Source organism: Roseovarius gaetbuli (assembly GCF_900172365.1).
In the GTDB taxonomy this organism is placed as follows: domain Bacteria; phylum Pseudomonadota; class Alphaproteobacteria; order Rhodobacterales; family Rhodobacteraceae; genus Roseovarius; species Roseovarius gaetbuli.
This window is the reverse complement of sequence record NZ_FWFJ01000021.1, coordinates 1-21,063: the sequence shown is the minus strand read 5'-3', so window position 1 is coordinate 21,063 and position 21,063 is coordinate 1. Positions and strand designations below refer to the sequence as shown.

Below are 21,063 nucleotides of genomic sequence, written 5' to 3'. Positions count from 1 at the left end.
GCCTATCGCTTGGCCAGGTGACACAAGCGAGGATAGTATGGATCGGCGCGCCCCCTTCGAGATCAACGGCGAGGCAATCGCACCCGGCACTCGCCGCACCGTCGATATCCCGGTCAGCACCCTGTCCAACCACACGCCGGTAAACCTGTCGGTGCATGTCATCCACGGCAAACGGCCGGGGCCGGTCCTTTTCGTCTCTGCGGCCATTCATGGCGACGAGGTGATCGGCGTGGAGATCATGCGCCGCCTGCTGCGCGCAACGCCGCTAAAATCGGTGGCGGGCACGCTTTTGGCGGTGCCGATCGTCAATACCTTCGGGTTTCTCAACCACTCGCGCTATCTTCCGGATCGGCGCGATCTCAACCGCTGTTTTCCGGGCGTGCCCGAAGGGTCGATGGCGTCACAGCTGGCGCATATCTTCATGACCGAGGTGGTGAAGCGCGCCGATTTCGGGATCGACCTGCATTCTGCGGCGATCCACCGCACCAACCTGCCGCAGATCCGCCTGACGCCGGGCAATGCGCGGCTGGCCGAGCTGGGCCTTGCCTTTGGTGCGCCGGTGATGATGGAATCCAAGCTGCGCGAGGGGTCTTTGCGCATGGCCGCCGAAGAGGCCGGGGTTGATGTGCTGCTTTACGAGGGCGGCGAGGGGCTTCGGTTCGACGAATTTGCCGCGCGCTCCGGTCTTAACGGTATCCTGCGCGTCATGCATCAATTGCAGATGATCGGCGGCAAGGGCGTGCCGCGCACCCGTGGTGTGCCGGTGCGTGCAAGCCGCTCAAGCTGGTATCGCGCGCCGCGTGGCGGGCTTTTCCGGGGCTATCTAGCGGTTGGCGACGCGGTACAGCCGGGCACGGTGCTTGGCGCGATTGCCAATGCCTTTGGCGATGTCGAATCCGAGGTGCTGGCCGAGGTGGCCGGCATCGTGATCGGGCGCACCAACATGCCGGTGGTCTATGAGGGCGACGCCTTGTTCCATGTCGCCGAAACCACGCGCGGCGAGGCCGCCGCCGAAGACATCAGCGCCCATCAGGACGCCGCCCCGCTGTTTGACGAGGATGAAATCATCTGATCCCGCGCGCCGCGCCTGGAGGGATGAAAGGACAACGACATGGCAAAACGCACCACCGATATCAACGACATCGCCTTTGGCGTGATCCGCACGCGCATGCGGCTTCATTTCATTGTGACGCCCAAGGGCGACCGCCAGGCGGTCAAGTATTTCGTGATCGGCCATCCGCGCAACGGCACCACCACGATGCACAAGCTGTTCGTGGCCAATGGGCTCAAAAGCTTTCACGATTCCCGCGATTGGGAAACCGGGCGTTATGATGCGTTCTCGGATTTCGGCCAGGTGCGCCCCGTCGCGGCCTATGACCGGACCTATCCCAACGCCCGGTTCATCCTGAATTTCCGCCCCTTGCGCAAATACCTCAACAGCATCGCAACGCACCATCAAAAGGTGTTCAGCGTGCAGAATTTCATCAACGAGGCCTATCGCCGGGCCGATTATTTCGCCTGGGTGCTTGAGCATTTTCAGGGCCGCGACGATTTCATCGCCGTCAATATTGAGGCCCCCGGCGCGGTGCGCGCGGTCGCCGATTTCTGTGATTTTTCCGTGAAAGAGCCGCCCGAGGGCGCGGTGAACAATGTCTCGAACCGCCCCAAGCTGGAACAGAACGCCGCCAACATCGAGGCCGCGCTGGAGGCGCTCGACCTCGTGGAAGAGGCCGGTCGCGGTTGTCTTGTGTCGAAACTTCACGGTGCACGTCAACCCGCGCTTTTGGCTGCACGAGATACCCTTCGCTTTGTCGAATAACCTGATTTGACCCGCTAGCGCAGCCGATCCCGCGGGGACTCGGCGTGGCATTTCGTGAACTGCGTTCACAAGAGCGTTGACGCAGCGAGCGTGACGGCGTACCTCTTGTGAACAACGTTCACAAATGGGAATTTGTCATGCTCATTCGCGCCACCTCTTTCGCTGTGTTTGCCAGTCTTTTGGTAACACCGGCCTTTGCCGGCCCAAGCGGTCAGCATTCTGCGCAGTCCGTCGATCATAGTGCTCAGGGCTCCAGCCACGGCTCGGCTGCCGTTTCTACCGGGGCGGCATCGGTCACCGCAGTTCCGATTTTCGCCTTCGGCTCCGCGCTCGCAGTGTCCGGCGCCGCACTTGAAGAGGTTGGTGAAGGCTCGCTTGCGCTTGGCAATGACCTGTCACGCGTCGGCACCGGGAAGCCCGTCCAAACCGGTCGCGTCAAGCCGAATGGCGCTCCGGTTCTCGACTGACCCACTCAAAGGATAACCTTATGGCCCGTCTTTTTTCATTGATGTTCATCGCGCTGGTCGCTGTCTTGCCATCCTTTGCACTTGCCGGGAGCAGCGAAGCGGGAAAAGCTGTCCTTCCGGCCGCCGAGGTGGCGGAATTCTCAAATCGTGTTCAGCAGGACCTTGCCGCGCGTGGTGCGCATGTTGCCATCGTGGCGCGGATGGGGCGCGACCCGCGGGTCTTGCCGCGCGGCGTGCAATACACGCATGTAAGCTATTGGGTCTTTTCGAAAATCACGCGCAGCGATGGAAGCCGCGGGCAGGGTTATCAAGTCTATAACCTCTACCAGGAGGACGGCAACAAAACCCGGAGCCGCCTTGTTCAGGACACCCCGGCGGATTTCTTTGCAGGCGCGCACAAGTTGGATGCAGGCATCATCATCCCTGATGTGCGGTTGCAGAAAAAGCTGTTGAAGGTGATTGCAAGCCCGACTTACGCCGCCTTGCACAATGCGAACTATTCGGTGCTCGCCAATCCCAATTCCATCCAATTCCAGAACTGTACCGAGCACACGCTCGATGTCTTGATGGCCAGCCTTTACAACACCAGAAGCGTACCCCAGATCAAAGCCAACATAGAGGCCCATTTCAAGCCGCAGGCCATTCGCCTTGGTGGATTGAAGCGGCTTCTGGCCCCGGCCGCCTCGCAAGCGCTCACCACTGCGGATCACGGCTCTGGCGTTGCGACGGCCACATTCGGGTCAATCGCCCGGTTCATGACCGCAAACAATCTGGTTAAGGATGTCTATCGGTTCACCCCTGACAAGGTTATGCGTTTCTAAAAAATTGACTTGGTTGAAAAGTTGTCTCAAGTAGCGTGCCATGACACAAACCGACCGCCTTTCCAAACGCGACCGTAACCTTGCGGATATTCGTGAACGCGCAACCACGGTTGCCGAGCGCATCGTTCTTGAAGAAGGCATCAATGCGCTGAGTGCGCGTCGGCTTGCCAAGGATATCAAGGTCTCTGTCGGCTCGCTCTATAATGCCTTCGCAGATCTGGATGCGGTGGTTCGCGCCGTCATCGCAAAATCCGCCGCGATGCTTGCGGACACACTGCACGCGGCGGTAGAGACCGCGCCACAGGACAGGCGGTCGCGGGTCGTCGCCCTGGGCGAAGCATATTTTGATTTTGCCACAGCAGAGCCACAGCGGTGGTGGTTGCTGTTCGAGTATAAATCGAACGCGCCACCCGATAGCAAGGTTCAGGACTTTCAGCTCGGGCTTCTGGAAATGCTGATCCGGGCGGGCGATGGCGATCCGAAATCGGAGCAGCACCGACAGTTCTTTCTTCTGTTATGGGCGTCGGTGCATGGATTGGTGTCGCTTGCGTGTCGGCCAACCATCGTGGCGATCAACCCAGAGGTTGCCCGCACCTATATCGGTGATCTGGTTGAGGCGGGGCTTAACACTTTTCCAATCGCCGGAGACCTGCGCCGCCGCCCCGTTCAAGTGACCTGATCCGCGTTGCGCGGTTTGAGAAAGATCGACAGGGTCATCAGGCTGAAGATGAACTCGTAGGGTTCCCATTTCGTCATCATCTGCACGCTCAGGATCACTACGGTCGCCGCTACGGTCATAATCATATGCCGCGTGTCGGGCACCGGCGCGGCAACCGCATCGGCGATCCGGCGCACAAAGCCAAGGCGCGTGTACAAAAGCGGCATCACCAGCAGATAGAGCATGATCACCACCGTGAGGCCGCTGCCGAAGACGGTTTTCACCAGCTTGACATCGCCCACCACGAGGTTGTGCAGGTTGGTTTCCTGCTGGGCGTTGTTTTGCAGGAAAAATTCGTTCGGCTGCCAATGGAACAGCCGGAACCCCCAGGAGATTTCCTCGCCCGAGGCAAAAAAGAACAGCAACCCGTAAAAGCCGGTCAAAAGCGCGACCGTCACCCCGCGCTTGCCCCAGAGGACAAAGGCATTGCGAAACAGCACCACCGACGACAGGAACAGGCAGATCGCCGTGCCCCATTCCACCGGCCCGTCCTCGGTGGCAAAGCCAAAGCGGAAGGGTTCGTGCAGCCCGGTGATGTAATAGATGATGGTGAAAAGCAGGGTGGCATTGGCCATGCCAAAGAGAAAACTATCGGCAACGCTAAGGCGCGAGGGCGCGTTCAGGCGGAACATGGGTAACCTCTTTTCGGCTGAAGACGGCGACGGGCGGCCGGGATGGGCCATGAGTGCGTCGCTGAATGAAGGGTTTGGGCGGTCATGGCTAGCGGGTCTTGTCCGGGTTTTGCGGCAACAGGAAGGTCGAGGTCGCCATGATCGCGAAAATAAGCTCGTAAACCTCCCACTTGCGGGGCACATCGAGCAAGAGGATGATCACACTGCCGAGGACGGCGAAAAACGCGTGCCGCATCCCTGGCACCGGCGCCGCAAACCTGTCGGCGAGGGAGCGGATAAAGTGCACGCGCGGATATAAAAGCGGAAACACCACCAGATAGAGCAGGATCACCACGGTCAGCGGCCCGCCGAACACCGCCCGCGCCAGACGCATGTCGCCGACCATCAGGTTGTGCAGGTTGGTTTCACCCTGGTAATTGTTCGCGGCAAAGAAATCGCCGCTCTGCCAGTCGAAGATGCGCTGGCCCCAGGAAATCTCTTCGCCCGAGGCAAAGAAGAACAGGAAGGCGTAAAACCCGGTCAGCGCCGTCGCCAGCCAGAGCCCGCGCCTGCGCAGGCTCAGGGCGTTGCGGGCCAGAACACCGCTCGCAATCAGCAGAAACAGCGCGGTGCCGTTTTCAACAAGGCGGTCCTCGGCGGCAAACACCATGTGGAAATAGGTCGGGTACATCAGGGCGATCACGACAGTGGCCGCCAGCGTCGCGGCAATCAGGGCCATTAGCATGCGGTCGATGGTTTCAACGGTCATCGCAAGGTCTTTCATGCGGATTGGACGAACAGGGGTTCCAATAGGTGAGGGGCGCGGGTGCATCAATAGCGATCATGCCGCCCTTCCGGGGCTGGGCGCAAGATGGCCGATGCCCATTTGCCCGCCAGTTCCCGGCCTGTCGGCCCCTGACTCGCTGGCCCCTAACTTGCTGGCCATGTGTCGATTGCCTCGATTGCCTCTTCTGCGGTTTCGACAAAGCGGAAAAGCTCCAGGTCTTCGGCGCTTATCGTGCCGGCCTCTGAAAGCGCTTCCCAGTTGATGATCGAACGCCAGAACGCCTCGCCGAACAGCAGGAAGGGCACCTTGTTCATCCGGTCGGTCTGAATAAGGGTGAGGGCTTCGAACGTCTCGTCCAGCGTGCCAAAGCCGCCGGGAAAGACACAGATCGCCTTGGCGCGCATCAGGAAGTGCATCTTGCGGATGGCGAAGTAATGAAAGTTGAAGCACAGCCCCGGCGTCACGTATTCATTGGGCGCCTGTTCATGCGGCAGTACGATGTTAAGCCCGATCGACGCGCCGCCCGCATCCGCCGCGCCGCGATTGCCAGCTTCCATCACGCCGGGGCCACCGCCGGTGGCCACCACCAGTTCGCGGCCATAGGTTGCCATGGATTTCTCGGTGATCAACCGGGCGAATTTGCGGGCCTCATCGTAATAGCGCGACAGGTCAGCCAGGGTTTCGGTGCGGGCACTGGCCTTATTGGCGGGCTCGGGAATTCGCGCGCCGCCAAACAGCACCACGGTGCTTTCGATGCCGCGTTCATTCAGGATCAGTTCGGGCTTGAGCAGCTCAAGCTGAAGCCGCACCGGGCGCAATTCGTCGCGCAACATGAAGTCGGGATCGGCAAAGGCAAGGCGGTAGGCCGGTGCACGGGTCTGGGCGGTATCCGGTACCTGCTCGGCGCTGGAGCGGTCAGAATGGGCATCACGGAATTGGCTCAGGCGATCGTCTTTCATCATGGGCTGTCCTTGCTTGGGTCTTTCGTTTCAGGCGTATAGGGTTTGCGCGAGCAAGGGAAGTGACAGAGGTGTGACGCATGACACGACGGGGCGAAATTTCAAAGGCCATGGCGCGGATCAAACCGCATGTGCGGCGCACGCCCGTGGTGCAGGTGAACGGCTTTGGTCTGGCCTATCCGGTTGAGATGAAACTTGAGCAACTGCAACACTCCGGCAGCTTCAAGGCGCGTGGAGCGTTCAACACCTTGCTGAGTGCCGAGGTGCCAGAGGCCGGGCTTGTTGCGGCCTCGGGGGGCAATCACGGCGCGGCGGTGGCCTACGGCGCGGCGCGTCTTGGCCATAGGGCGCGGATCTATGTGCCTGACATCGCGGGCCCGGCCAAAATCGGCCTTATCCGTGAGCAGGGCGCCGACCTTGTGGTGGTGCCCGGTGCTTACGGCGAGGCCGCAGAGCACGCCGCGCTCTATCAGGCCGAAACCGGCGCGATGCAGGTGCACCCTTATGACGCCGAGACCACCGTGATTGGGCAGGGCACGGTGATGGCCGAATGGGAAGAGCAGGGGCTTGTGGCCGATACGGTGCTGATTGCCGTGGGCGGCGGCGGCTTGATCGCCGGCGCGCTGGCCTGGCTTGGCAAGGGGCGCAGGGTTGTGGCGGTCGAGCCGGAAACATCCTGCGCGCTGCACGCCGCGCTAAGCGCGGGGGCGCCGGTGGATGTCGAGGTGTCGGGCGTGGCGGCCAATGCGCTTGGAGCGCGCCGTATCGGGCAGATCTGTTTCGATCTGGCGCGGGCCGAAGGGATCGAAAGCGTTCTGGTGAGCGATGCGGCGATCACCGCCGCGCAGGTCGCCCTTTGGCGCGAGATGCGCCAACTGGTGGAACCGGCCGGAGCCACGGCCTTGGCGGCGCTGATGTCGGGCGCTTATCGCCCGGCGCCGGGCGAGCGGGTGGCGGTGCTTGTCTGCGGCGGCAACATAGCGCCCGATCCTTTTGGTGAGGGCTGAGCGCGGGGAGGGGGCGGGATGCGCTCCGCGCGGGAGTATTTTGGAACGATGAAAGTGCAGGGCGCGTGAAATTTCATTTGATTATTTCACGGAATCGGCGCAGCGTGAAATTAGGCAAGTTTTTTTCACGAGCGGGAAGCTATGCACCAAAGCGAAATCAGGCAGGCGCAAAGCCTTGGCGCCGATATTCGGGCGTTGCGCAAGGCGCGCGGGCTGACGCTTGTCGATCTTGCCGAAACGCTTGGCCGCTCGGTTGGCTGGCTCAGTCAGGTGGAACGTGATCTGTCCGAGCCCTCGATCAGCGACCTGCGCCAGATTGCTGAGGCCCTTGGCGTGCCGATGTCGCTCTTGTTCGGTCATGCAAGTGCACCCGCCGAAGAGCAGGGATATGTGGTGCGCGCAGGCGCGCGCCGCCCGATGGGATCAGGCGAAGAGGGGCTTGTCGAAGAATTGTTGTCGCCCGATCTGACCGACGACTTTGAGGTGATCCACTCGACCTTTCGCCCCCGCTCGAAGATGCAGACCCCGGCACAGCGCCCGACGCAGGAGGTCGGTTATATCATCTCGGGGCGGCTTGACCTTACGATTGCAGAGCGCTGCTTTAGCGTTGGCCCCGGCGATAGTTTTCGTTTTCGCGGCGAGCCCTATGCCTGGGCCAATCCTTATGATGAACCTGTTGTGGCGATCTGGGTCATCGCCCCGCCGGTCTATTGAGGGGGGATGCGATGAACTGGGAAAGCTGGACTGTTTTCGCGGTGTTCTGGGCGGTCTTCGTGACCACGCCGGGGCCGAATGCGGTGAATTGTATCACCAACGGCATGACCATCGGGTTTCGCCGCGCCCTTTGGGGGGTGCTGGCGATCCTGACGCAGGCGGTGCTGTTCCTGAGCCTGTCGGCGGCGGGGATCACGGCGCTTATCGTGGCCTCGCCCGAGGCGTTTCATCTGGCCAAACTGGCGGGCGCGGGGGTGCTGATCTATCTCGGAGTTCGCGGTTGGATCATGGCGAGGCGGCCTGTGCGGGCCGACGAGCGCCCCGGCGGATCGGTCTATTGGCGCGCCTTCGCGATTGCCACGATCAACCCCAAATCGGTGGCCGGGTACCTTGCCGCCTTTAGCCAGTTTGTCCAGGCCGATGTGCCGATCACAAGCCAGATGTGGGTGATATTTCCCACGGCTCTGACGCTCACCTGCCTGAGCTATGTCACCTATACGGCGCTTGGTGCCGGGATTGGCCGCGCGGCGCTGGGCGCTGTGTTCAACGTCTGGCTGCGGCGCGGCCTTGCGGCGTGCTTCATCCTCTACGGCGTCCTTCTGGGCAGTGCCGCAACGCCGGGGAGGGTGTAATGCACCACGGTTCATGTCTTTGTGGCGCGGTAAGCTTCTCCATCAGTGCGGCCCTGAATGATCCGGTGGCCTGCCATTGCAAGCAATGCCGCCAGCAATCAGGCCACTATTTTGCCGCCGCACATGCGCCCGAGGCGGATGTGGTTTTCGCAAACGATGAGGGCCTTGCCTGGTATCGCGCCAGTGACAGCGCATCGCGAGGGTTTTGCCGGACCTGCGGGTCAAGCCTGTTCTGGCGGTCGGACAAGGGCGGGGAGATTGCCATTGCTCTTGGGACGCTTGATGAGCCGACCGGACTTAAGCTGGGTCGACACGTCTGGGTGCGCTCAAAGGGCGACTATTACCGGATTGGCGATGGCTTGCCGCAGGAACAGGAGTTTGAGGGATGACGACGGGGCGATGCCTGTGCGGCGATATCTCGTTCAAGGTCAATGCAACGCCGCAAGGCGCCAGCGTTTGCCATTGTCGCCAATGCCGCAAGCAGTCGGGGCATATCTGGGCGTCGGCCTATGTGGCCATGGCGGATTTGAGTATTTCCGGAACGGTGAAATGGTATGCGGCGAGCGCGACGGCCAAGCGCGGCTTTTGCCCCAATTGCGGGTCGTTCCTGTTCTGGAAGGCGCATGCCGAGGACACCATGAGCTTTGCCTTGGGCGCGCTCGATGACCCCACCGGCATAACGATTGAGAAGCACATCTTTGTCGCCGACAAGGGCGATTATTACGACATCGCGGACGGCGTGCCGCAAAAAGACTGACAGGGAGAGTACCAATGGCGGATTTACCAACCAAGGCACGGGTGGTCATCATCGGTGGGGGCGTTGTTGGCGCTTCTTCGCTGTATCATCTGGCCAAGAAGGGCTGGACCGACTGCGTCTTGCTGGAAAAGAACGAGCTGACGGCGGGCAGCACCTGGCATGCGGCGGGCAATGTGCCGACCTTCTCGACAAGCTGGTCAGTCATGAACATGCAGCGCTATTCGACCGAGCTTTATGCCCGCCTTGGTGAAGAGGTCGATTACCCGATGAATTACCACCAGACCGGATCAATCCGGCTGGCGCATTCCCGCGAACGGATGCAGGAATTCGAGCGTGCCAAGGGAATGGGGCTGCATCAGGGAATGAACATGGATATCCTCACCCCAGAGGAGATCAAGGAGCGCTACCCGTTCATCGAAACCCATGACCTTAAGGGCGCGCTTTATGACCCCAACGATGGCGATATTGATCCGGCGCAGGTGACCCAGGCCTTGGCCAAGGGCGCGCGCGACATGGGCGCCAAGGTGGTGCGCTTTTGCCCTGCCACCGGCGTGACGCAAAAGCCTGACGGAAGCTGGATCGTGCACACCGAGAAGGGCGATATCGACTGCGATTATGTCGTGAATTCGGCCGGGTATTATGCCGGGCGGGTCGGCGAATGGTTCAAGCCATACGGCGGGCGGACGGTGCCGATGATGGTGATGAGCCACCAATACCTGCTGTCCGAGGAGATCCCCGAAGTCGAGGCTCATACCAAAGCGACGGGCAAGAAGTTGCCGCTGTTGCGCGATGTCGATGTTTCGTACTATCTGCGGCAGGAAAAGCACGGCTACAACCTCGGCCCCTACGAGCCGCGGGGAAGGGCGCATTGGGCTGACGCGAGCGACCCTATGCCGGACGATTTCAGCTTTCAGCTCTGGCAGGAAGACCTTGATCGGATCGAGGAAATCGTCACCGACGCGATGGAACGGGTGCCCCTCTTGGGGGAGTCGGGTATTTCCAAGATCATCAACGGCCCGATCCCCTATGCGCCTGACGGAATGCCCTTGCTGGGGCCGATGCCGGGCGTGAAAAACGCGTTCGAGGCCTGCGTCTTTACCTTTGGCATCGCCCAGGGCGGCGGTGCGGGCAAGGTGCTGGCCGAATGGATCGTCGATGGCGTCACCGAATGGGATATGTGGAGCTGCGACCCGCGCCGCTATACCGACTATACCGACCACCAGTATTGCGTCGACAAGGGGCTGGAGGTCTACGGCCACGAATACGCCATGCATTTCCCCTGGCACGAATGGCCCGCCGGGCGCGACCGCAAACTGTCGCCGGTGCATGACCGCGTCAAGGATCTTGGCGGCGTGATGGGGGCCTATAACGGCTGGGAGCGGGCCAACTGGTTCGCCAAGCCCGGTGATGACACCAGCGAAGAGGCCACCCAGACCTGGAACCGCAAAGGCCCCTGGGAGGCGCGCATTCGCGAAGAATGCGAGGCGGTGCGCGATGCCTGTGGCGTGCTCGATCTGCCGGGCTTTACCCGGCTCTGGGTTGCGGGCGAGGGCGCCGACGAGTGGCTGCGCGGCTTTGTGACCGGTGGCTTGCCGCGCGTGGGGCGGATGAACCTAGTCTATGTGGCCGACACGCGCGGTCGGGTTCTGACCGAGTTTTCCTGCATCCGTCTGGCCGAGGATAGTTTCGTGCTGATCACCGCCGCCACCGCGCAGTGGCATGACGGCGAATTGGTGCGCAACTCGGTGCCCGAGGGTGTCACGGTGAGCGAAACCACCACCGAGCGCGACGCGCTTTTGGTGGCCGGGCCGACCAGCCGCGAGGTGCTTGCGGGTCTCACGGATGCCGATCTGTCGCAAGGCTGGCTCACCCATCAGCATTGCACCGTGGCCGGGCAAAAGGCCTTTCTGGTCCGGGTCAGTTTCACCGGCGAACTTGGCTGGGAGGTGCACGCAGAAAACGCCGCGATCCCGGCGATCTACGACGCCCTGCTTGGGGCGGGTGCAAAGCCCTTCGGGATGTACGCGCTCAACTCTCTGCGTATGGAAAAAGGCTATCGCGCGTGGAAAGGCGACCTCAGCACCGATTATTCGATGCTCGAGGCCGGGCTTGAACGCTTTGTGAAATTCGACAAGCCACAGGAGTTCACCGGCAAGGCGGCGCTTCTGGCCGAGAAACAGGCGGGCCGCACAAAGGCCTTTGTCACCCTCGTCGTCGACGCCAAAGAGGCCGATGCGCCCTATATGTCGACGCTCTGGCAGGGTGGAGAGATCGTCGGCGAAACCACCAGCGGCGCCTGGGGATATCGGGTGAACGCCTCGGTTGCTTTGGCGATGATCCGTGCCGATCTCGCTGTGCCGGGCACCGAGGTCGAGGTCGAGATCTATGGCGAGCGTTGCCGCGCCGTGGTGCAACCCGACGCGCCGCTTTGGGACCCCGAAAATGCGCGGCTAAGGGCATGACCCTGCCCGCCACCATGTCTGGCGTGACCCTGACCCGCCACGGCGGGCCAGAGGCGCTGGAATGGCGTGATGATCTCTCGGTGCCGGTGCCGGGGGCGGGGCAGGTTCTGGTCAAGGTGCTGGCGGCGGGGGTGAATAACACCGATATCAACACCCGCGTCGGCTGGTACGCCCCCGAGGTGACCGGCGCCACCGAGGAGACCGACGATGAGGTCAAGGCCGGTGGCTGGTCCGGGGCGCTGACCTTTCCACTGATACAGGGCGGTGATCTGTGCGGCCGGGTTGTGGCCGTGGGGCCGGATGTGACGCAATTCGAACCCGGCCAGCGGGTGACCTGCCCGATCAACCAACCGCGGCCCAACGCCGACAATCCGGTCGGCTTTATCGCGCTCGGCTCGGAATATGACGGGGCCTTTGCCGAGTACTGTCTGGTCTTCGCGCGTGATCTTTATGACGTGACCGGATCGCCGCTGAGCGACGTTGAAATCGCGGCCATACCTTGCGCCTTCGGCACTGCGGCGGGGCTTTTGCATCGCGCGGGTGTTGCCTCTGGCATGCAGGTTCTGGTCACCGGCGCCTCGGGCGGGGTGGGTCTGGCGGCGGTGCAACTGGCCGCAAAAATGGGCGCAGAGGTGACCGGCATCGCCTCGGCCAGCAAGGCGCAAACGGTGCGCGATCAGGGTGCCGCAACGGTGATCGAGCGCGGTGCGCCGATCCCCGAAAACCGGTTTGATTGCGTGATCGACGTGGTCGCGGGCGACATCTGGCCCGCCCTGATAGAGGCGCTCAAACCGGGCGGGCATTACGCGGTGGCGGGGGCGATTGGCGGGGCGATGGTGACGGCCGACCTGCGCCGCATCTACCTGCGCGACATCACCATCCACGGCTGTACCTTCCAGCCGCCCGCGGTCTTCGCCGACCTGATTGCCCGCGTGAATGCCGGTCAGTTACGCCCCTTGGTGTCAAAGACCTATCCGATGACCGAAATTGGCGCGGCGCAGGCCGATTTTCAGAGCAAACGTTATGTCGGCAAGCTTGTCTTGCTGCCCCCGGCCGAGGTATCGGATGCCGCTGAATGATAACGTCAAAGCACTGAGCGACATGATGGCGCCCAACGAACAGAAATTCTCGGAGATTTTCCCATGACCGCAATCACCCTTCTGGACGGATCTATCGGACAGGAACTCGTCAAACGCTCAGGCGACCGGGCCACGCCGCTCTGGTCTACGCAGGTGATGATCGAGCACCCCGATCTGGTGCGCGAGGTGCATGACGCCTACTTTGCCGCCGGTGCCAGCGTGGCCACGACCAATACCTATGCGGTGCTGCGCGACCGGCTGGCGCGGGTTGGTCAGGAAGACAAGCTTGGCGCGCTGATGGATGCCGCGATCACCGCGGCCTGCGCGGCGCGTGACGCCCATGGCAGTGGCCGGGTGGCGGGCGCGATTGGGCCGCTGATCGCGTCCTACCGCCCCGACATCTGCCCGCCTGCCGATAAGGCCGCATTGCTCTACGCCGAGACAGTGCAGGCGCTTGCCGGGCGGGTCGATCTCCTGCTGCTTGAAACCATGTCCTCCGTCGATCAGGCCGAAGGCGCTTTGCGCGCGGCCACCGGCCAGGGGATGCCGGTCTGGCTCGCGGCGACGGTCATGGACGAAGACGGCACGCGCCTGCGCTCGGGCGAACCGCTTGGCGATCTTGCCCCGGTGGTGGCGCGGCACGCGCCGGATACCGTGCTGATCAACTGCACCCGCCCCGAGGCGGTCGCCCCCGCGCTTGATATCATAGCCGGTTTTGGCAAACCCTTCGGTGCCTATGCCAACGGCTTCACCCGTATCACCGACGGATTTCTCAAAGACGCCCCGACCGTCGATGCCCTCGAACAGCGCCCCGAGATGACCCCCGCCGCCTACGCCGATATCGCCATGGGCTGGCTTGCTCAGGGCGCCTCGATCTTGGGCGGCTGCTGCGAGGTCGGCCCCGATCACATCGCCGAACTGGCGCGACGCATCACCGGGGCGGGCCACACGATTGTCTGACCTGCGCCCTTCTTCTTGGTTCAAATACTCAATCGCGAGGGGCGCAGCCCCTCGCGCCGGTCGGACGCGCAAGCGTCCGAAACCCCTCACTTCATAACGCGAGGCTGACTATGACTGACATTCCCCAAAAGGCCCGTGTGGTCATCATTGGCGGTGGTGTGGTGGGCTGTTCGGTGGCCTATCACCTGACCAAGCTTGGCTGGCAGGATGTTGTCCTGCTCGAACGCAAGCAGCTGACCTCGGGCACCACATGGCACGCGGCAGGCCTCATCGCACAGCTGCGCGCGACCGCGAACATGACCAAACTGGCGAAATACAGCCAGGAACTCTACGGCGCGCTGGAGGAGGAAACCGGCGTTGCCACCGGCTTCAAGCGAGTCGGCTCGATAACCGTCGCCCTGACCGAAGAACGCCGCGAGGAAATCTTTCGCTCTGCCGCCATGGCGCGCGCCTTTGGTGTCGATGTCGAGGAAATCAGCCCCACCGAGGTCAAGGCGAAATACCCCCATCTCAACACCGATGACGTGGTTGCGGGGGTTTACCTCGACAAGGACGGGCAGGGCGATCCGGCCAATATCGCGCTGGCCCTGGCCAAGGGCGCGCGGATGCGCGGCGCCCTGATCAAGGAGCGTGTCAAGGTTACCGGGCTTGCGCGCAAGGGCCGCCGGGTGACCGGCGTTGACTGGGCCGCAGAAGACGGCAGCGCGGGCCATATCGAGGCCGAAATGGTCGTCAATTGCGCGGGCATGTGGGGCCACGAGGTGGGCCGGATGGCGGGCACCAACGTGCCGCTTCAGGCCTGCGAGCATTTCTATATCGTCAGCGAACCGATTGCCGGGTTGACCCAATTGCCGGTGCTGCGGGTGCCCGATGAATGCGCCTATTACAAGGAGGACGCGGGCAAGATGATGCTTGGCGCGTTCGAGCCGACCGCCAAGCCCTGGGGCATGGCGGGCATTCCCGAGAGCTTTGAGTTTGACCAGCTGCCTGAGGATTTCGACCACTTTGAGCCGATCCTTGAATGGGCGGTGAACCGCATGCCGATGCTCGGCGAGGCTGGCATTCATACCTTCTTCAATGGCCCCGAAAGCTTTACCCCCGACGATGCCTATCACCTTGGCATTGCCCCCGAGATGGACAACGTCTGGGTCGCGGCCGGGTTCAATTCGATCGGCATTCAATCGGCTGGCGGGGCCGGCATGGCGCTTGCGCAATGGATGGAGGATGGCGCGAAACCGTTTGACCTAGGCGATGTCGATATTTCCCGGATGCAGCCGTTTCAGGGCAACAAGCGCTATCTCTTTGAGCGCTCCACGGAAACGCTGGGGCTGCTTTACGCCGATCACTTCCCCTATCGCCAAAAGGCCACCGCGCGCGGTGTGCGGCGCACGCCGTTTCACGCCCAGCTTCTCGATCAAGGCGCGGTGATGGGCGAACTTGCCGGATGGGAGCGCGCCAATTGGTTCGCCAATCCCGGTCAGGAGCGCGAGTACGCCTATTCCTGGAAGCGCCAGAACTGGTTTGACAACACCGCCGCCGAGCACCGCGCGATCCGCAGCGAGGTGGGGATGTATGACATGTCCTCCTTCGGCAAGCTGCGCGTCGAGGGGCGCGACGCCGAGGGCTTTCTCAACCACGTCTGTGGCGCCGAGATGTCGGTGCCGGTGGGGCGGATCGTCTATACGCAATTCCTGAATGCGCGCGGCGGGATCGAGGCCGATGTCACCGTGACCCGGCTCACGGAGACCGCCTATCTTGTGGTCACCCCGGCGGCGACGCGGCTGGCGGATGAAACATGGCTGCGCCGTCATCTTGGCGAGCGCGCGGTGGTGATCACCGACGTGACGGCGGGCGAGGGCGTTTTGGCGGTGATGGGCCCCAAGGCGCGCGATCTGCTCAACGCGGTCTCACCCAATGATTTCAGCAATGCCACCAACCCCTTTGGCACCGCGCAGGACATCGAGCTTGGCCTCGGCCTCGCGCGGGTGCACCGGGTGTCTTATGTGGGCGAGCTGGGATGGGAAATCTATGTCGGCGCCGACATGGCCAGCCATGCCTTCGAGACGCTGTTTGAGGCCGGGCAGGATCACGGGCTCAAGCTCTGCGGCATGCACATGATGGACAGTTGCCGGATCGAAAAGGGCTTTCGCCATTTCGGCCACGACATCACCTGCGAGGATCATGTGCTTGAGGCCGGGCTTGGTTTTACGGTCAAGACCGACAAGCCCGATTTCATCGGTCGCGACGCGGTGCTGCGCAAGCGCGAGGCGGGTCTAGAGCGCCGCCTTGTGCAGTTCCGCCTGAGCGACCCCGACCCGATGCTTTACCACAACGAGCCGGTTTTGCGCGACGGCAAGATCGTCGGCTATCTGAGCTCGGGCGCCTATGGCCATCACCTTGGCGGCGCCATAGGACTTGGCTATGTGCCCTGTGCGGGCGAGAGCGCGGCGGATGTGCTTGCGTCGAGCTATGAGATCGACGTGGCGGGCACGCGGGTGCGCGCCGAGGCGAGCCTTAGGCCGATGTATGATCCGCGCTCGGAGCGGGTAAAGGTCTGAGCCACGGGCCGGGGGTATGGCGGCGCGCGTGTCATGCCTCCGGCGGGAGTATTTCTGGAACGGTGAATGCGCAGGTATACAATGCGCATTTGCATGCAGGCGGATTGATCCTGTCCCGGCTTGCGCATATAGCCGAGGGCAACCTGATTGTTGAACCCGAGGATAAGACCATGTCGAACGCACAACTCGAAACTGCCATCGAAGCCGCCTGGGAGGCGCGCGACACCATCACCACAAGCACCGGAGGTGAAACCCGCGAGGCGATCGAGGCCACGTTGAACGCGCTCGACAGTGGCAAGCTGCGCGTGGCCGAGCGCCAGGCAAATGGCGACTGGCATGTCAATCAATGGGCCAAGAAGGCGGTTCTGCTTGGCTTCCGCATCAAGGATATGGAAATCCACGACAACGGTCCGCAGGGCGGCGGCTGGTGGGACAAGGTCGACAGCAAGTTCAAGGGCTGGGGCGACAACCAGTGGAAAACGGCCGGCTTTCGCGCGGTTCCGAACTGTATCGTGCGCAAATCGGCCTTTATCGCGCCGGGCGTCGTTTTGATGCCGTCCTTTGTGAACCTCGGCGCCTATGTGGATGAGGGCACCATGGTGGATACCTGGGCCACTGTCGGCTCTTGCGCGCAGATCGGCAAGAACGTGCACCTGTCGGGCGGCGTCGGAATCGGTGGCGTGCTAGAGCCGATGCAGGCGGGGCCGACGATCATCGAGGACAACTGCTTTATCGGCGCGCGCTCCGAGGTGGTCGAGGGCTGTATCGTGCGCGAAGGTTCGGTTCTGGGCATGGGCGTGTTCATCGGCAAATCGACCAAGATCGTCGATCGCGAAACCGGTGAGGTCAGCTATGGCGAAGTGCCGGCAGGGTCGGTCGTGGTGGCCGGCTCGATGCCGAGCAAGAACGGTATCAACCTCTATTGCGCCGTGATCGTCAAGAAGGTCGATGCGCAGACCCGCTCGAAAACCTCGATCAACGAGCTGTTGCGCGATTGAAGCCTTCAGGATTTTCGCGAACCAAAGCGCCCCTTTCACGAGGGGCGTTTTTTTGTGGCGGGGCGTTTGCCCAAATCGGGCGGGGCTGATAAATCTCAAGGCCGGGGGGCAAACGATGTGATTTGCTGGCTCTGACAGAGGGGGAAATCAATGCATGCGCTAAAAGCGACGACCGCGGTTCTGATGCTGCTGTCCTGGTCTGCACAGGCCGGGCCTGTTTCCTGCGACGGCTCTGACGTCACGGTGTATGGCGCACGCCCGCAAGACGCGCAGCTGACCTGTGCGGCTGTGGCACGGGCAAAACAGACGTTTGAAAGCTGCAATGTTCCGCCGATCACGCGGCCCCTGCGCATCGACCTTGTCGAGACCCTAGAGGCCAATTGCTTTGGGCAATATCATTGCGGCGAAGACTGGATCGAGCTGTTGTCGCCCTCTGCAATGAAGGCAAAGCATTTGCCCGGAAGTATTTACGCAGATCTGCCCGATGACGCCTTTTTCCAGAGCATCCTCGTACACGAGCTGACCCATGCGGCGATCAAGGATGTGCCATGCCCGTTCGACAATTGCCTGATTGCGAATGAATACTTGGCCTATGTCATGCAGATCAGGTCACTGTCCCCCGAGGCGCAGCTTCAGTTCCTCAAAGGGGCCGATCTTGACAGTAAAATCTCGCGGGACGAGTTGAACCAAATGATATATTTCATGGCGCCCGACATCTTTGCGCGCAAATCCTGGCTGCATTTTACGCAGCGCGAAGATCCCTGCGGATTTATCGGCCAAATCGTTGAAGGGACTGTCCTGCTGGATTACGAACGGTTCGAATGAGCGCGCAGCGCGGGATTTAGCGCGCAGGTTTTTGCGGCTTGTCACCGACCGGCCCACCGGCCTTTTTCCAGCCTGAAAACCCATCCTCGACGTGGCTTACGTTTTCAAGCCCCATATCCTTTGCGGTGCGCGCCGAAAGCGCCGAGCGCCAGCCAGAGGCACAGTAGAACACAAACCGGTTGCCGGTCTGGAACTGTGGCTTGGCATAGGGGCTTTCGGGGTCGATCCAGAATTCAAGCATCCCGCGCGGACAGTGAAAAGCGCCGGGAATCATGCCCTCGCGCTCAAGCTCGCGCGGGTCGCGCAGATCGACAAAGGTCACGCCGCTTTGGCCGTGCAGATCAAGCAGTTCGGTTGCGGGGGCGTGATCCACTAGTTTGTTAGCCTCGGCCACCATATCCTTGATGTGTTTCATCCGCGTAGTCCCTTTTTGATCTGATGTGGCCAAGCCTAGTTGGGCAAGCCCGGATTGGAAAGCATTGAGTGTGCCGTCGCGGGCGCGTTGTCGCAAAGGCCAAATCATGGTAGGCTGCGGCGGTATTTCAGGATGAAAAGGAGTGGGATTATGTTTGGTAAATCCGGCTCTGTTTTGCGTTTTTACAAAAAGATTTCAATTGTTTGCCTCATCAGCGCCTCCGGCGTGACAGGGGCGAGCGCGCAAGCCTCGCTTGAGGTCGATATGGAAAATATTTCTCGGGTCGCGGGCGAATTTCATGTGCGGTTTTTCGACGAGGACTCTCGCCTTCTTGACCTCAACGAGGCCGAGATACGCACCTATTTCGAGCGTGAGAAAGGCGCGCCGCCGGGGCCGGTGACCTATGAGATTGGCGAGGACGACAGGCCAGCGGGCGAGGGCGCGAAAGAGGGCGACGACCCCGCCCCCAAAGGCGCGCTTGCGCTTGGATATACCAAGCGTTGCCGCGATGCCGGGGTGCCGATCTTTCCGCCATTGCCGCTTGCCGCGCCGCCATGGAAGCGGCTCAAGGATCTGCCAAAAGACAAGATTTTCAATGCCCCGGATTACAACCCGGTGCAGGTCTGGCAGTTCAAGACCGAGAAGGGCACCTGCATCGCCTTGCCGCGGTTCAACAAGGATGACGGGACGCAAATTCAGGAAATCGGCTTTATCTGCCAGAGCAAGGCCACCGGAAAGGCCTGTTTCTGGGCGGCGCAGGACAAAAAGACCGGCAAGCGGCTTACGACCCCGGCGGAGTTGCGCGGCAAAAAGCCCGAGGATCTGCGCGGTGGCGATGATCTGGCGCTGAATTGCACGGGCTGTCACCGGGGCGAAAACGTGTTCATCGCCTTTCCCGGCACCAGCCTTGAGGGGGCCTCGGAGTTCCCCGATAAACGCTATGGCCCGGTGCCGGTGCGCCAGAAGGGCTGGGAGAATGACGGCAAGGTGGCCCTGACGGATACCGGGTGCGGGCAGTGTCACGAGAGCTTTGCCACCCCGACCCTGAGCTGGTGCGCGACGGTTCTCAAACCTTCTCTGGGGCGGACCATGCCCTATGATATCGTCACCGACAAGGTGATCCCCAAGGCGGACCTGCCAGGGGTCTACAAGGGCGATCTCAAAAGGCTTGATGCGCTCTGTCGCAAGGCGGGTCTGAAAAACGGGCTTGGCGTGACGCTTGATTAAATGGCAGGCGGGTTGAGCGCTATGGCTTGTCAAGACGCGCGCGGCGGGGTACGGCGGGCGGATGAGCAAAGAGCAAAAACCATCGCGTCAGCAAGTCTATACCCTGTTGGTGGAAATCGGTCGCAAAGACGGTGACGGCCTGCCCGAAAAGGCGACCGGCGCGGCGCTTATGGTCTATGCCAGCGGCGTGGACGAGGCCGAGGCGGTGCGTGAAACGGTGGCGATCCTGAAACAGGCCGATACCGCGCCGCTTGACGTGTCGGGCTATGGCACGCTGGCCGAGCGCGAAGAAGAAGGCCACGACATTACCGACGAAGAGCGCCACCTGATGCAGCGCGCCCGTGATGAAAACGCGGTTATCGTCGCGCAGGTCACCCCGTTCTTCGACTAAGGGCGCGCTTGCAGGCCGTGAGCCGCCTTGGCGCGGAGAAGGCTTGCGGAGCACGCAACAATTGAACTTGCCGCGATGGCCTGTAATCTAAGGCGATGAAGCAGGGGGTTCGAAAAACGGTCTTTGGTGTGTCTGCGGGATTGGCGGCAGTTTTCGGCCTTGCGTATTACGAGTCTCATTTCAAATGGCGCGGCTGTCTCATTTCAAATGGCGCGGCTGTCTCAATGAATTGGGCCGATGCTTGGACAGTGACTCCGGGGTCGTCTATCTGGAGCAGTCCGGAGGAGTTTGGCTGTCTCTGGCCGTGCTTGCCTCTGGCATCGCGCTCTATCAACTCAGGCAGCTGACCCGCTGAAATTCGGGACCATACGTTGCAGCGCAGACACGCGACGCCGCGAGCCCTTTCGCGTCCTGTGCTGTGGCCATCACGAATGACCGCTAAGGGCCATTCGTGACGCATGCCAAAAGGGCGGAAAGCAGGCATTTTCTGCGACACGCACCAAGGTCAGCTATGCGCAGTTAGCGCATTTGATAACCTCAAGCTCAGATTTACATTTCAAACGCAAAAAACGTCTTTGCAACCGTGGTGTCGTGGCCGATTTTTTATGCCATCCTCTGCGATGGCATCGCCTTGCGTCGAGCGAATTTATTCAGAGTAAGCTGCGCTGAAAATAAGGTGGCACTGTTTGATTACCATGGTTAGTAAGAGGTGGTCGCGAAATTTCGGATCAGTTGTTAAGGTGGATCGCATGACGAAAGAAGTGATCCGGTATGAAGAAACGCAAAAACCATTCACCCGAATTCAAAGCCCGTGTTGCGCTTGAGGCGATCCGCGAGGAGATGACGTTGGCGGAGG

22 protein-coding genes are annotated in these 21,063 nt (G+C 61.6%); 18 read left to right on the top strand and 4 right to left on the bottom strand.

Translation table 11 applies throughout. The features are described from left to right. Window positions 1-37 precede the first annotated feature (37 nt). The 5 genes from ROG8370_RS11430 (at window position 38) to ROG8370_RS11410 (ending at window position 3,786) form a co-directional block, all read left to right on the top strand. A complete protein-coding gene (locus tag ROG8370_RS11430) occupies window positions 38-1,072 on the top strand; it encodes a succinylglutamate desuccinylase/aspartoacylase family protein (protein WP_085827218.1) in 1,035 nt (344 codons plus the stop codon). Between the two features lie 39 nt (window positions 1,073-1,111). Next, on the top strand, window positions 1,112-1,819 hold the full coding sequence (locus ROG8370_RS11425; protein WP_085827217.1) for a sulfotransferase family protein: 708 nt from the start codon (window positions 1,112-1,114) through the stop codon (window positions 1,817-1,819). Window positions 1,820-1,926: 107 nt separating this feature from the next. Beyond that, complete coding sequence (locus ROG8370_RS11420) at window positions 1,927-2,286, top strand: hypothetical protein (protein WP_139838119.1); 360 nt, start codon at window positions 1,927-1,929, stop codon at window positions 2,284-2,286. A gap of 20 nt (window positions 2,287-2,306) precedes the next feature. Then, window positions 2,307-3,107 (top strand): DUF2145 domain-containing protein, encoded by an 801-nt coding sequence (locus tag ROG8370_RS11415; RefSeq protein WP_085827213.1) that lies wholly within the window; start codon window positions 2,307-2,309, stop codon window positions 3,105-3,107. A 40-nt stretch (window positions 3,108-3,147) separates the two neighbouring features. Next, complete coding sequence (locus ROG8370_RS11410) at window positions 3,148-3,786, top strand: TetR/AcrR family transcriptional regulator (RefSeq protein WP_085827211.1); 639 nt, start codon at window positions 3,148-3,150, stop codon at window positions 3,784-3,786. Here the strand turns inward: ROG8370_RS11410 and ROG8370_RS11405 are convergent. The 3 genes from ROG8370_RS11405 to ROG8370_RS11395 all read right to left on the bottom strand — a co-directional run bounded on the left by ROG8370_RS11405 (window position 3,774) and on the right by ROG8370_RS11395 (window position 6,182). Beyond that, on the bottom strand, window positions 3,774-4,457 hold the full coding sequence (locus ROG8370_RS11405) for a hypothetical protein (protein ID WP_085827209.1): 684 nt from the start codon (window positions 4,455-4,457) through the stop codon (window positions 3,774-3,776). The genes ROG8370_RS11410 and ROG8370_RS11405 overlap by 13 nt on opposite strands. A gap of 88 nt (window positions 4,458-4,545) precedes the next feature. Next, window positions 4,546-5,205 carry a hypothetical protein gene (locus ROG8370_RS11400; RefSeq protein WP_139838118.1) on the bottom strand — a complete coding sequence of 220 codons (660 nt, stop codon included), beginning with the start codon at window positions 5,203-5,205 and terminating at the stop codon, window positions 4,546-4,548. Between the two features lie 161 nt (window positions 5,206-5,366). Then, complete coding sequence (locus tag ROG8370_RS11395) at window positions 5,367-6,182, bottom strand: LOG family protein (protein ID WP_085827281.1); 816 nt, start codon at window positions 6,180-6,182, stop codon at window positions 5,367-5,369. Between the two features lie 80 nt (window positions 6,183-6,262). Here ROG8370_RS11395 and ROG8370_RS11390 point away from each other — a divergent pair, with 80 nt between their 5' ends. From ROG8370_RS11390 to ROG8370_RS11340, 11 genes are all read left to right on the top strand, one after another. After that, window positions 6,263-7,189 carry a threonine/serine dehydratase gene (locus tag ROG8370_RS11390; protein ID WP_085827207.1) on the top strand — a complete coding sequence of 309 codons (927 nt, stop codon included), beginning with the start codon at window positions 6,263-6,265 and terminating at the stop codon, window positions 7,187-7,189. Between the two features lie 141 nt (window positions 7,190-7,330). Then, entirely contained in the window at window positions 7,331-7,903 is a 573-nt protein-coding gene (locus tag ROG8370_RS11385) for a helix-turn-helix domain-containing protein (RefSeq protein WP_085827206.1), read from the top strand. A gap of 11 nt (window positions 7,904-7,914) precedes the next feature. Then, window positions 7,915-8,535: a LysE family translocator gene (locus ROG8370_RS11380; RefSeq protein WP_085827205.1), complete on the top strand. Its 621-nt coding sequence runs from the start codon at window positions 7,915-7,917 to the stop codon at window positions 8,533-8,535. After that, complete coding sequence (locus ROG8370_RS11375) at window positions 8,535-8,924, top strand: GFA family protein (protein ID WP_085827204.1); 390 nt, start codon at window positions 8,535-8,537, stop codon at window positions 8,922-8,924. Before ROG8370_RS11380 ends, ROG8370_RS11375 begins: the two co-directional genes overlap by 1 nt. Continuing rightward, entirely contained in the window at window positions 8,921-9,292 is a 372-nt protein-coding gene (locus tag ROG8370_RS11370; protein WP_085827203.1) for a GFA family protein, read from the top strand. Before ROG8370_RS11375 ends, ROG8370_RS11370 begins: the two co-directional genes overlap by 4 nt. A gap of 14 nt (window positions 9,293-9,306) precedes the next feature. Next, entirely contained in the window at window positions 9,307-11,754 is a 2,448-nt protein-coding gene (locus tag ROG8370_RS11365; protein WP_085827202.1) for a GcvT family protein, read from the top strand. After that, window positions 11,751-12,833 (top strand): alcohol dehydrogenase catalytic domain-containing protein, encoded by a 1,083-nt coding sequence (locus ROG8370_RS11360; RefSeq protein ID WP_085827201.1) that lies wholly within the window; start codon window positions 11,751-11,753, stop codon window positions 12,831-12,833. The genes ROG8370_RS11365 and ROG8370_RS11360 overlap by 4 nt, the downstream gene beginning before the upstream one ends. 63 nt (window positions 12,834-12,896) lie before the next feature. Continuing rightward, window positions 12,897-13,793, top strand: coding sequence for a homocysteine S-methyltransferase family protein (locus ROG8370_RS11355; protein ID WP_085827200.1), 897 nt, complete (start codon window positions 12,897-12,899; stop codon window positions 13,791-13,793). A 110-nt stretch (window positions 13,794-13,903) separates the two neighbouring features. After that, window positions 13,904-16,351, top strand: coding sequence for a GcvT family protein (locus ROG8370_RS11350; protein ID WP_085827199.1), 2,448 nt, complete (start codon window positions 13,904-13,906; stop codon window positions 16,349-16,351). Between the two features lie 170 nt (window positions 16,352-16,521). Continuing rightward, window positions 16,522-17,349, top strand: a complete 828-nt coding sequence (gene dapD / locus ROG8370_RS11345; RefSeq protein ID WP_085827279.1) for a 2,3,4,5-tetrahydropyridine-2,6-dicarboxylate N-succinyltransferase — start codon at window positions 16,522-16,524, stop codon at window positions 17,347-17,349. Between the two features lie 150 nt (window positions 17,350-17,499). Further along, window positions 17,500-18,174 carry a DUF6639 family protein gene (locus ROG8370_RS11340; protein ID WP_085827198.1) on the top strand — a complete coding sequence of 225 codons (675 nt, stop codon included), beginning with the start codon at window positions 17,500-17,502 and terminating at the stop codon, window positions 18,172-18,174. A 16-nt stretch (window positions 18,175-18,190) separates the two neighbouring features. Here the strand turns inward: ROG8370_RS11340 and ROG8370_RS11335 are convergent, their stop codons facing one another. Continuing rightward, window positions 18,191-18,589, bottom strand: a complete 399-nt coding sequence (locus ROG8370_RS11335) for a rhodanese-like domain-containing protein (RefSeq protein ID WP_085827197.1) — start codon at window positions 18,587-18,589, stop codon at window positions 18,191-18,193. Between the two features lie 150 nt (window positions 18,590-18,739). Between ROG8370_RS11335 and ROG8370_RS11330 the strand changes: the two genes are divergently transcribed. Both ROG8370_RS11330 and ROG8370_RS11325 read left to right on the top strand, forming a co-directional pair. Further along, window positions 18,740-19,816 (top strand): hypothetical protein, encoded by a 1,077-nt coding sequence (locus ROG8370_RS11330; protein WP_085827196.1) that lies wholly within the window; start codon window positions 18,740-18,742, stop codon window positions 19,814-19,816. Between the two features lie 61 nt (window positions 19,817-19,877). Beyond that, the gene (locus ROG8370_RS11325) at window positions 19,878-20,207 is read left to right on the top strand and encodes a DUF8846 family protein (RefSeq protein WP_085827195.1); all 330 of its coding nucleotides are present in this window, start codon (window positions 19,878-19,880) and stop codon (window positions 20,205-20,207) included. Window positions 20,208-21,063 lie beyond the last annotated feature (856 nt).

What these genes read in the sequence shown, in the direction of transcription:
- ROG8370_RS11430 (WP_085827218.1), top strand. Translation starts at nt 38, where the DNA reads ATGGATCGGCGCGCCCCCTTCGAGATCAACGGCGAGGCAATCGCACCC.
- ROG8370_RS11425 (WP_085827217.1), top strand. Translation starts at nt 1,112, where the DNA reads ATGGCAAAACGCACCACCGATATCAACGACATCGCCTTTGGCGTGATC.
- ROG8370_RS11415 (WP_085827213.1), top strand. Translation starts at nt 2,307, where the DNA reads ATGGCCCGTCTTTTTTCATTGATGTTCATCGCGCTGGTCGCTGTCTTG.
- ROG8370_RS11410 (WP_085827211.1), top strand. Translation starts at nt 3,148, where the DNA reads ATGACACAAACCGACCGCCTTTCCAAACGCGACCGTAACCTTGCGGAT.
- ROG8370_RS11405 (WP_085827209.1), bottom strand. Translation starts at nt 4,457, where the DNA reads ATGTTCCGCCTGAACGCGCCCTCGCGCCTTAGCGTTGCCGATAGTTTT.
- ROG8370_RS11400 (WP_139838118.1), bottom strand. Translation starts at nt 5,205, where the DNA reads ATGACCGTTGAAACCATCGACCGCATGCTAATGGCCCTGATTGCCGCG.
- ROG8370_RS11395 (WP_085827281.1), bottom strand. Translation starts at nt 6,182, where the DNA reads ATGAAAGACGATCGCCTGAGCCAATTCCGTGATGCCCATTCTGACCGC.
- ROG8370_RS11390 (WP_085827207.1), top strand. Translation starts at nt 6,263, where the DNA reads ATGACACGACGGGGCGAAATTTCAAAGGCCATGGCGCGGATCAAACCG.
- ROG8370_RS11385 (WP_085827206.1), top strand. Translation starts at nt 7,331, where the DNA reads ATGCACCAAAGCGAAATCAGGCAGGCGCAAAGCCTTGGCGCCGATATT.
- ROG8370_RS11380 (WP_085827205.1), top strand. Translation starts at nt 7,915, where the DNA reads ATGAACTGGGAAAGCTGGACTGTTTTCGCGGTGTTCTGGGCGGTCTTC.
- ROG8370_RS11375 (WP_085827204.1), top strand. Translation starts at nt 8,535, where the DNA reads ATGCACCACGGTTCATGTCTTTGTGGCGCGGTAAGCTTCTCCATCAGT.
- ROG8370_RS11370 (WP_085827203.1), top strand. Translation starts at nt 8,921, where the DNA reads ATGACGACGGGGCGATGCCTGTGCGGCGATATCTCGTTCAAGGTCAAT.
- ROG8370_RS11365 (WP_085827202.1), top strand. Translation starts at nt 9,307, where the DNA reads ATGGCGGATTTACCAACCAAGGCACGGGTGGTCATCATCGGTGGGGGC.
- ROG8370_RS11360 (WP_085827201.1), top strand. Translation starts at nt 11,751, where the DNA reads ATGACCCTGCCCGCCACCATGTCTGGCGTGACCCTGACCCGCCACGGC.
- ROG8370_RS11355 (WP_085827200.1), top strand. Translation starts at nt 12,897, where the DNA reads ATGACCGCAATCACCCTTCTGGACGGATCTATCGGACAGGAACTCGTC.
- ROG8370_RS11350 (WP_085827199.1), top strand. Translation starts at nt 13,904, where the DNA reads ATGACTGACATTCCCCAAAAGGCCCGTGTGGTCATCATTGGCGGTGGT.
- dapD (WP_085827279.1), top strand. Translation starts at nt 16,522, where the DNA reads ATGTCGAACGCACAACTCGAAACTGCCATCGAAGCCGCCTGGGAGGCG.
- ROG8370_RS11340 (WP_085827198.1), top strand. Translation starts at nt 17,500, where the DNA reads ATGCATGCGCTAAAAGCGACGACCGCGGTTCTGATGCTGCTGTCCTGG.
- ROG8370_RS11335 (WP_085827197.1), bottom strand. Translation starts at nt 18,589, where the DNA reads ATGAAACACATCAAGGATATGGTGGCCGAGGCTAACAAACTAGTGGAT.
- ROG8370_RS11330 (WP_085827196.1), top strand. Translation starts at nt 18,740, where the DNA reads ATGTTTGGTAAATCCGGCTCTGTTTTGCGTTTTTACAAAAAGATTTCA.
- ROG8370_RS11325 (WP_085827195.1), top strand. Translation starts at nt 19,878, where the DNA reads ATGAGCAAAGAGCAAAAACCATCGCGTCAGCAAGTCTATACCCTGTTG.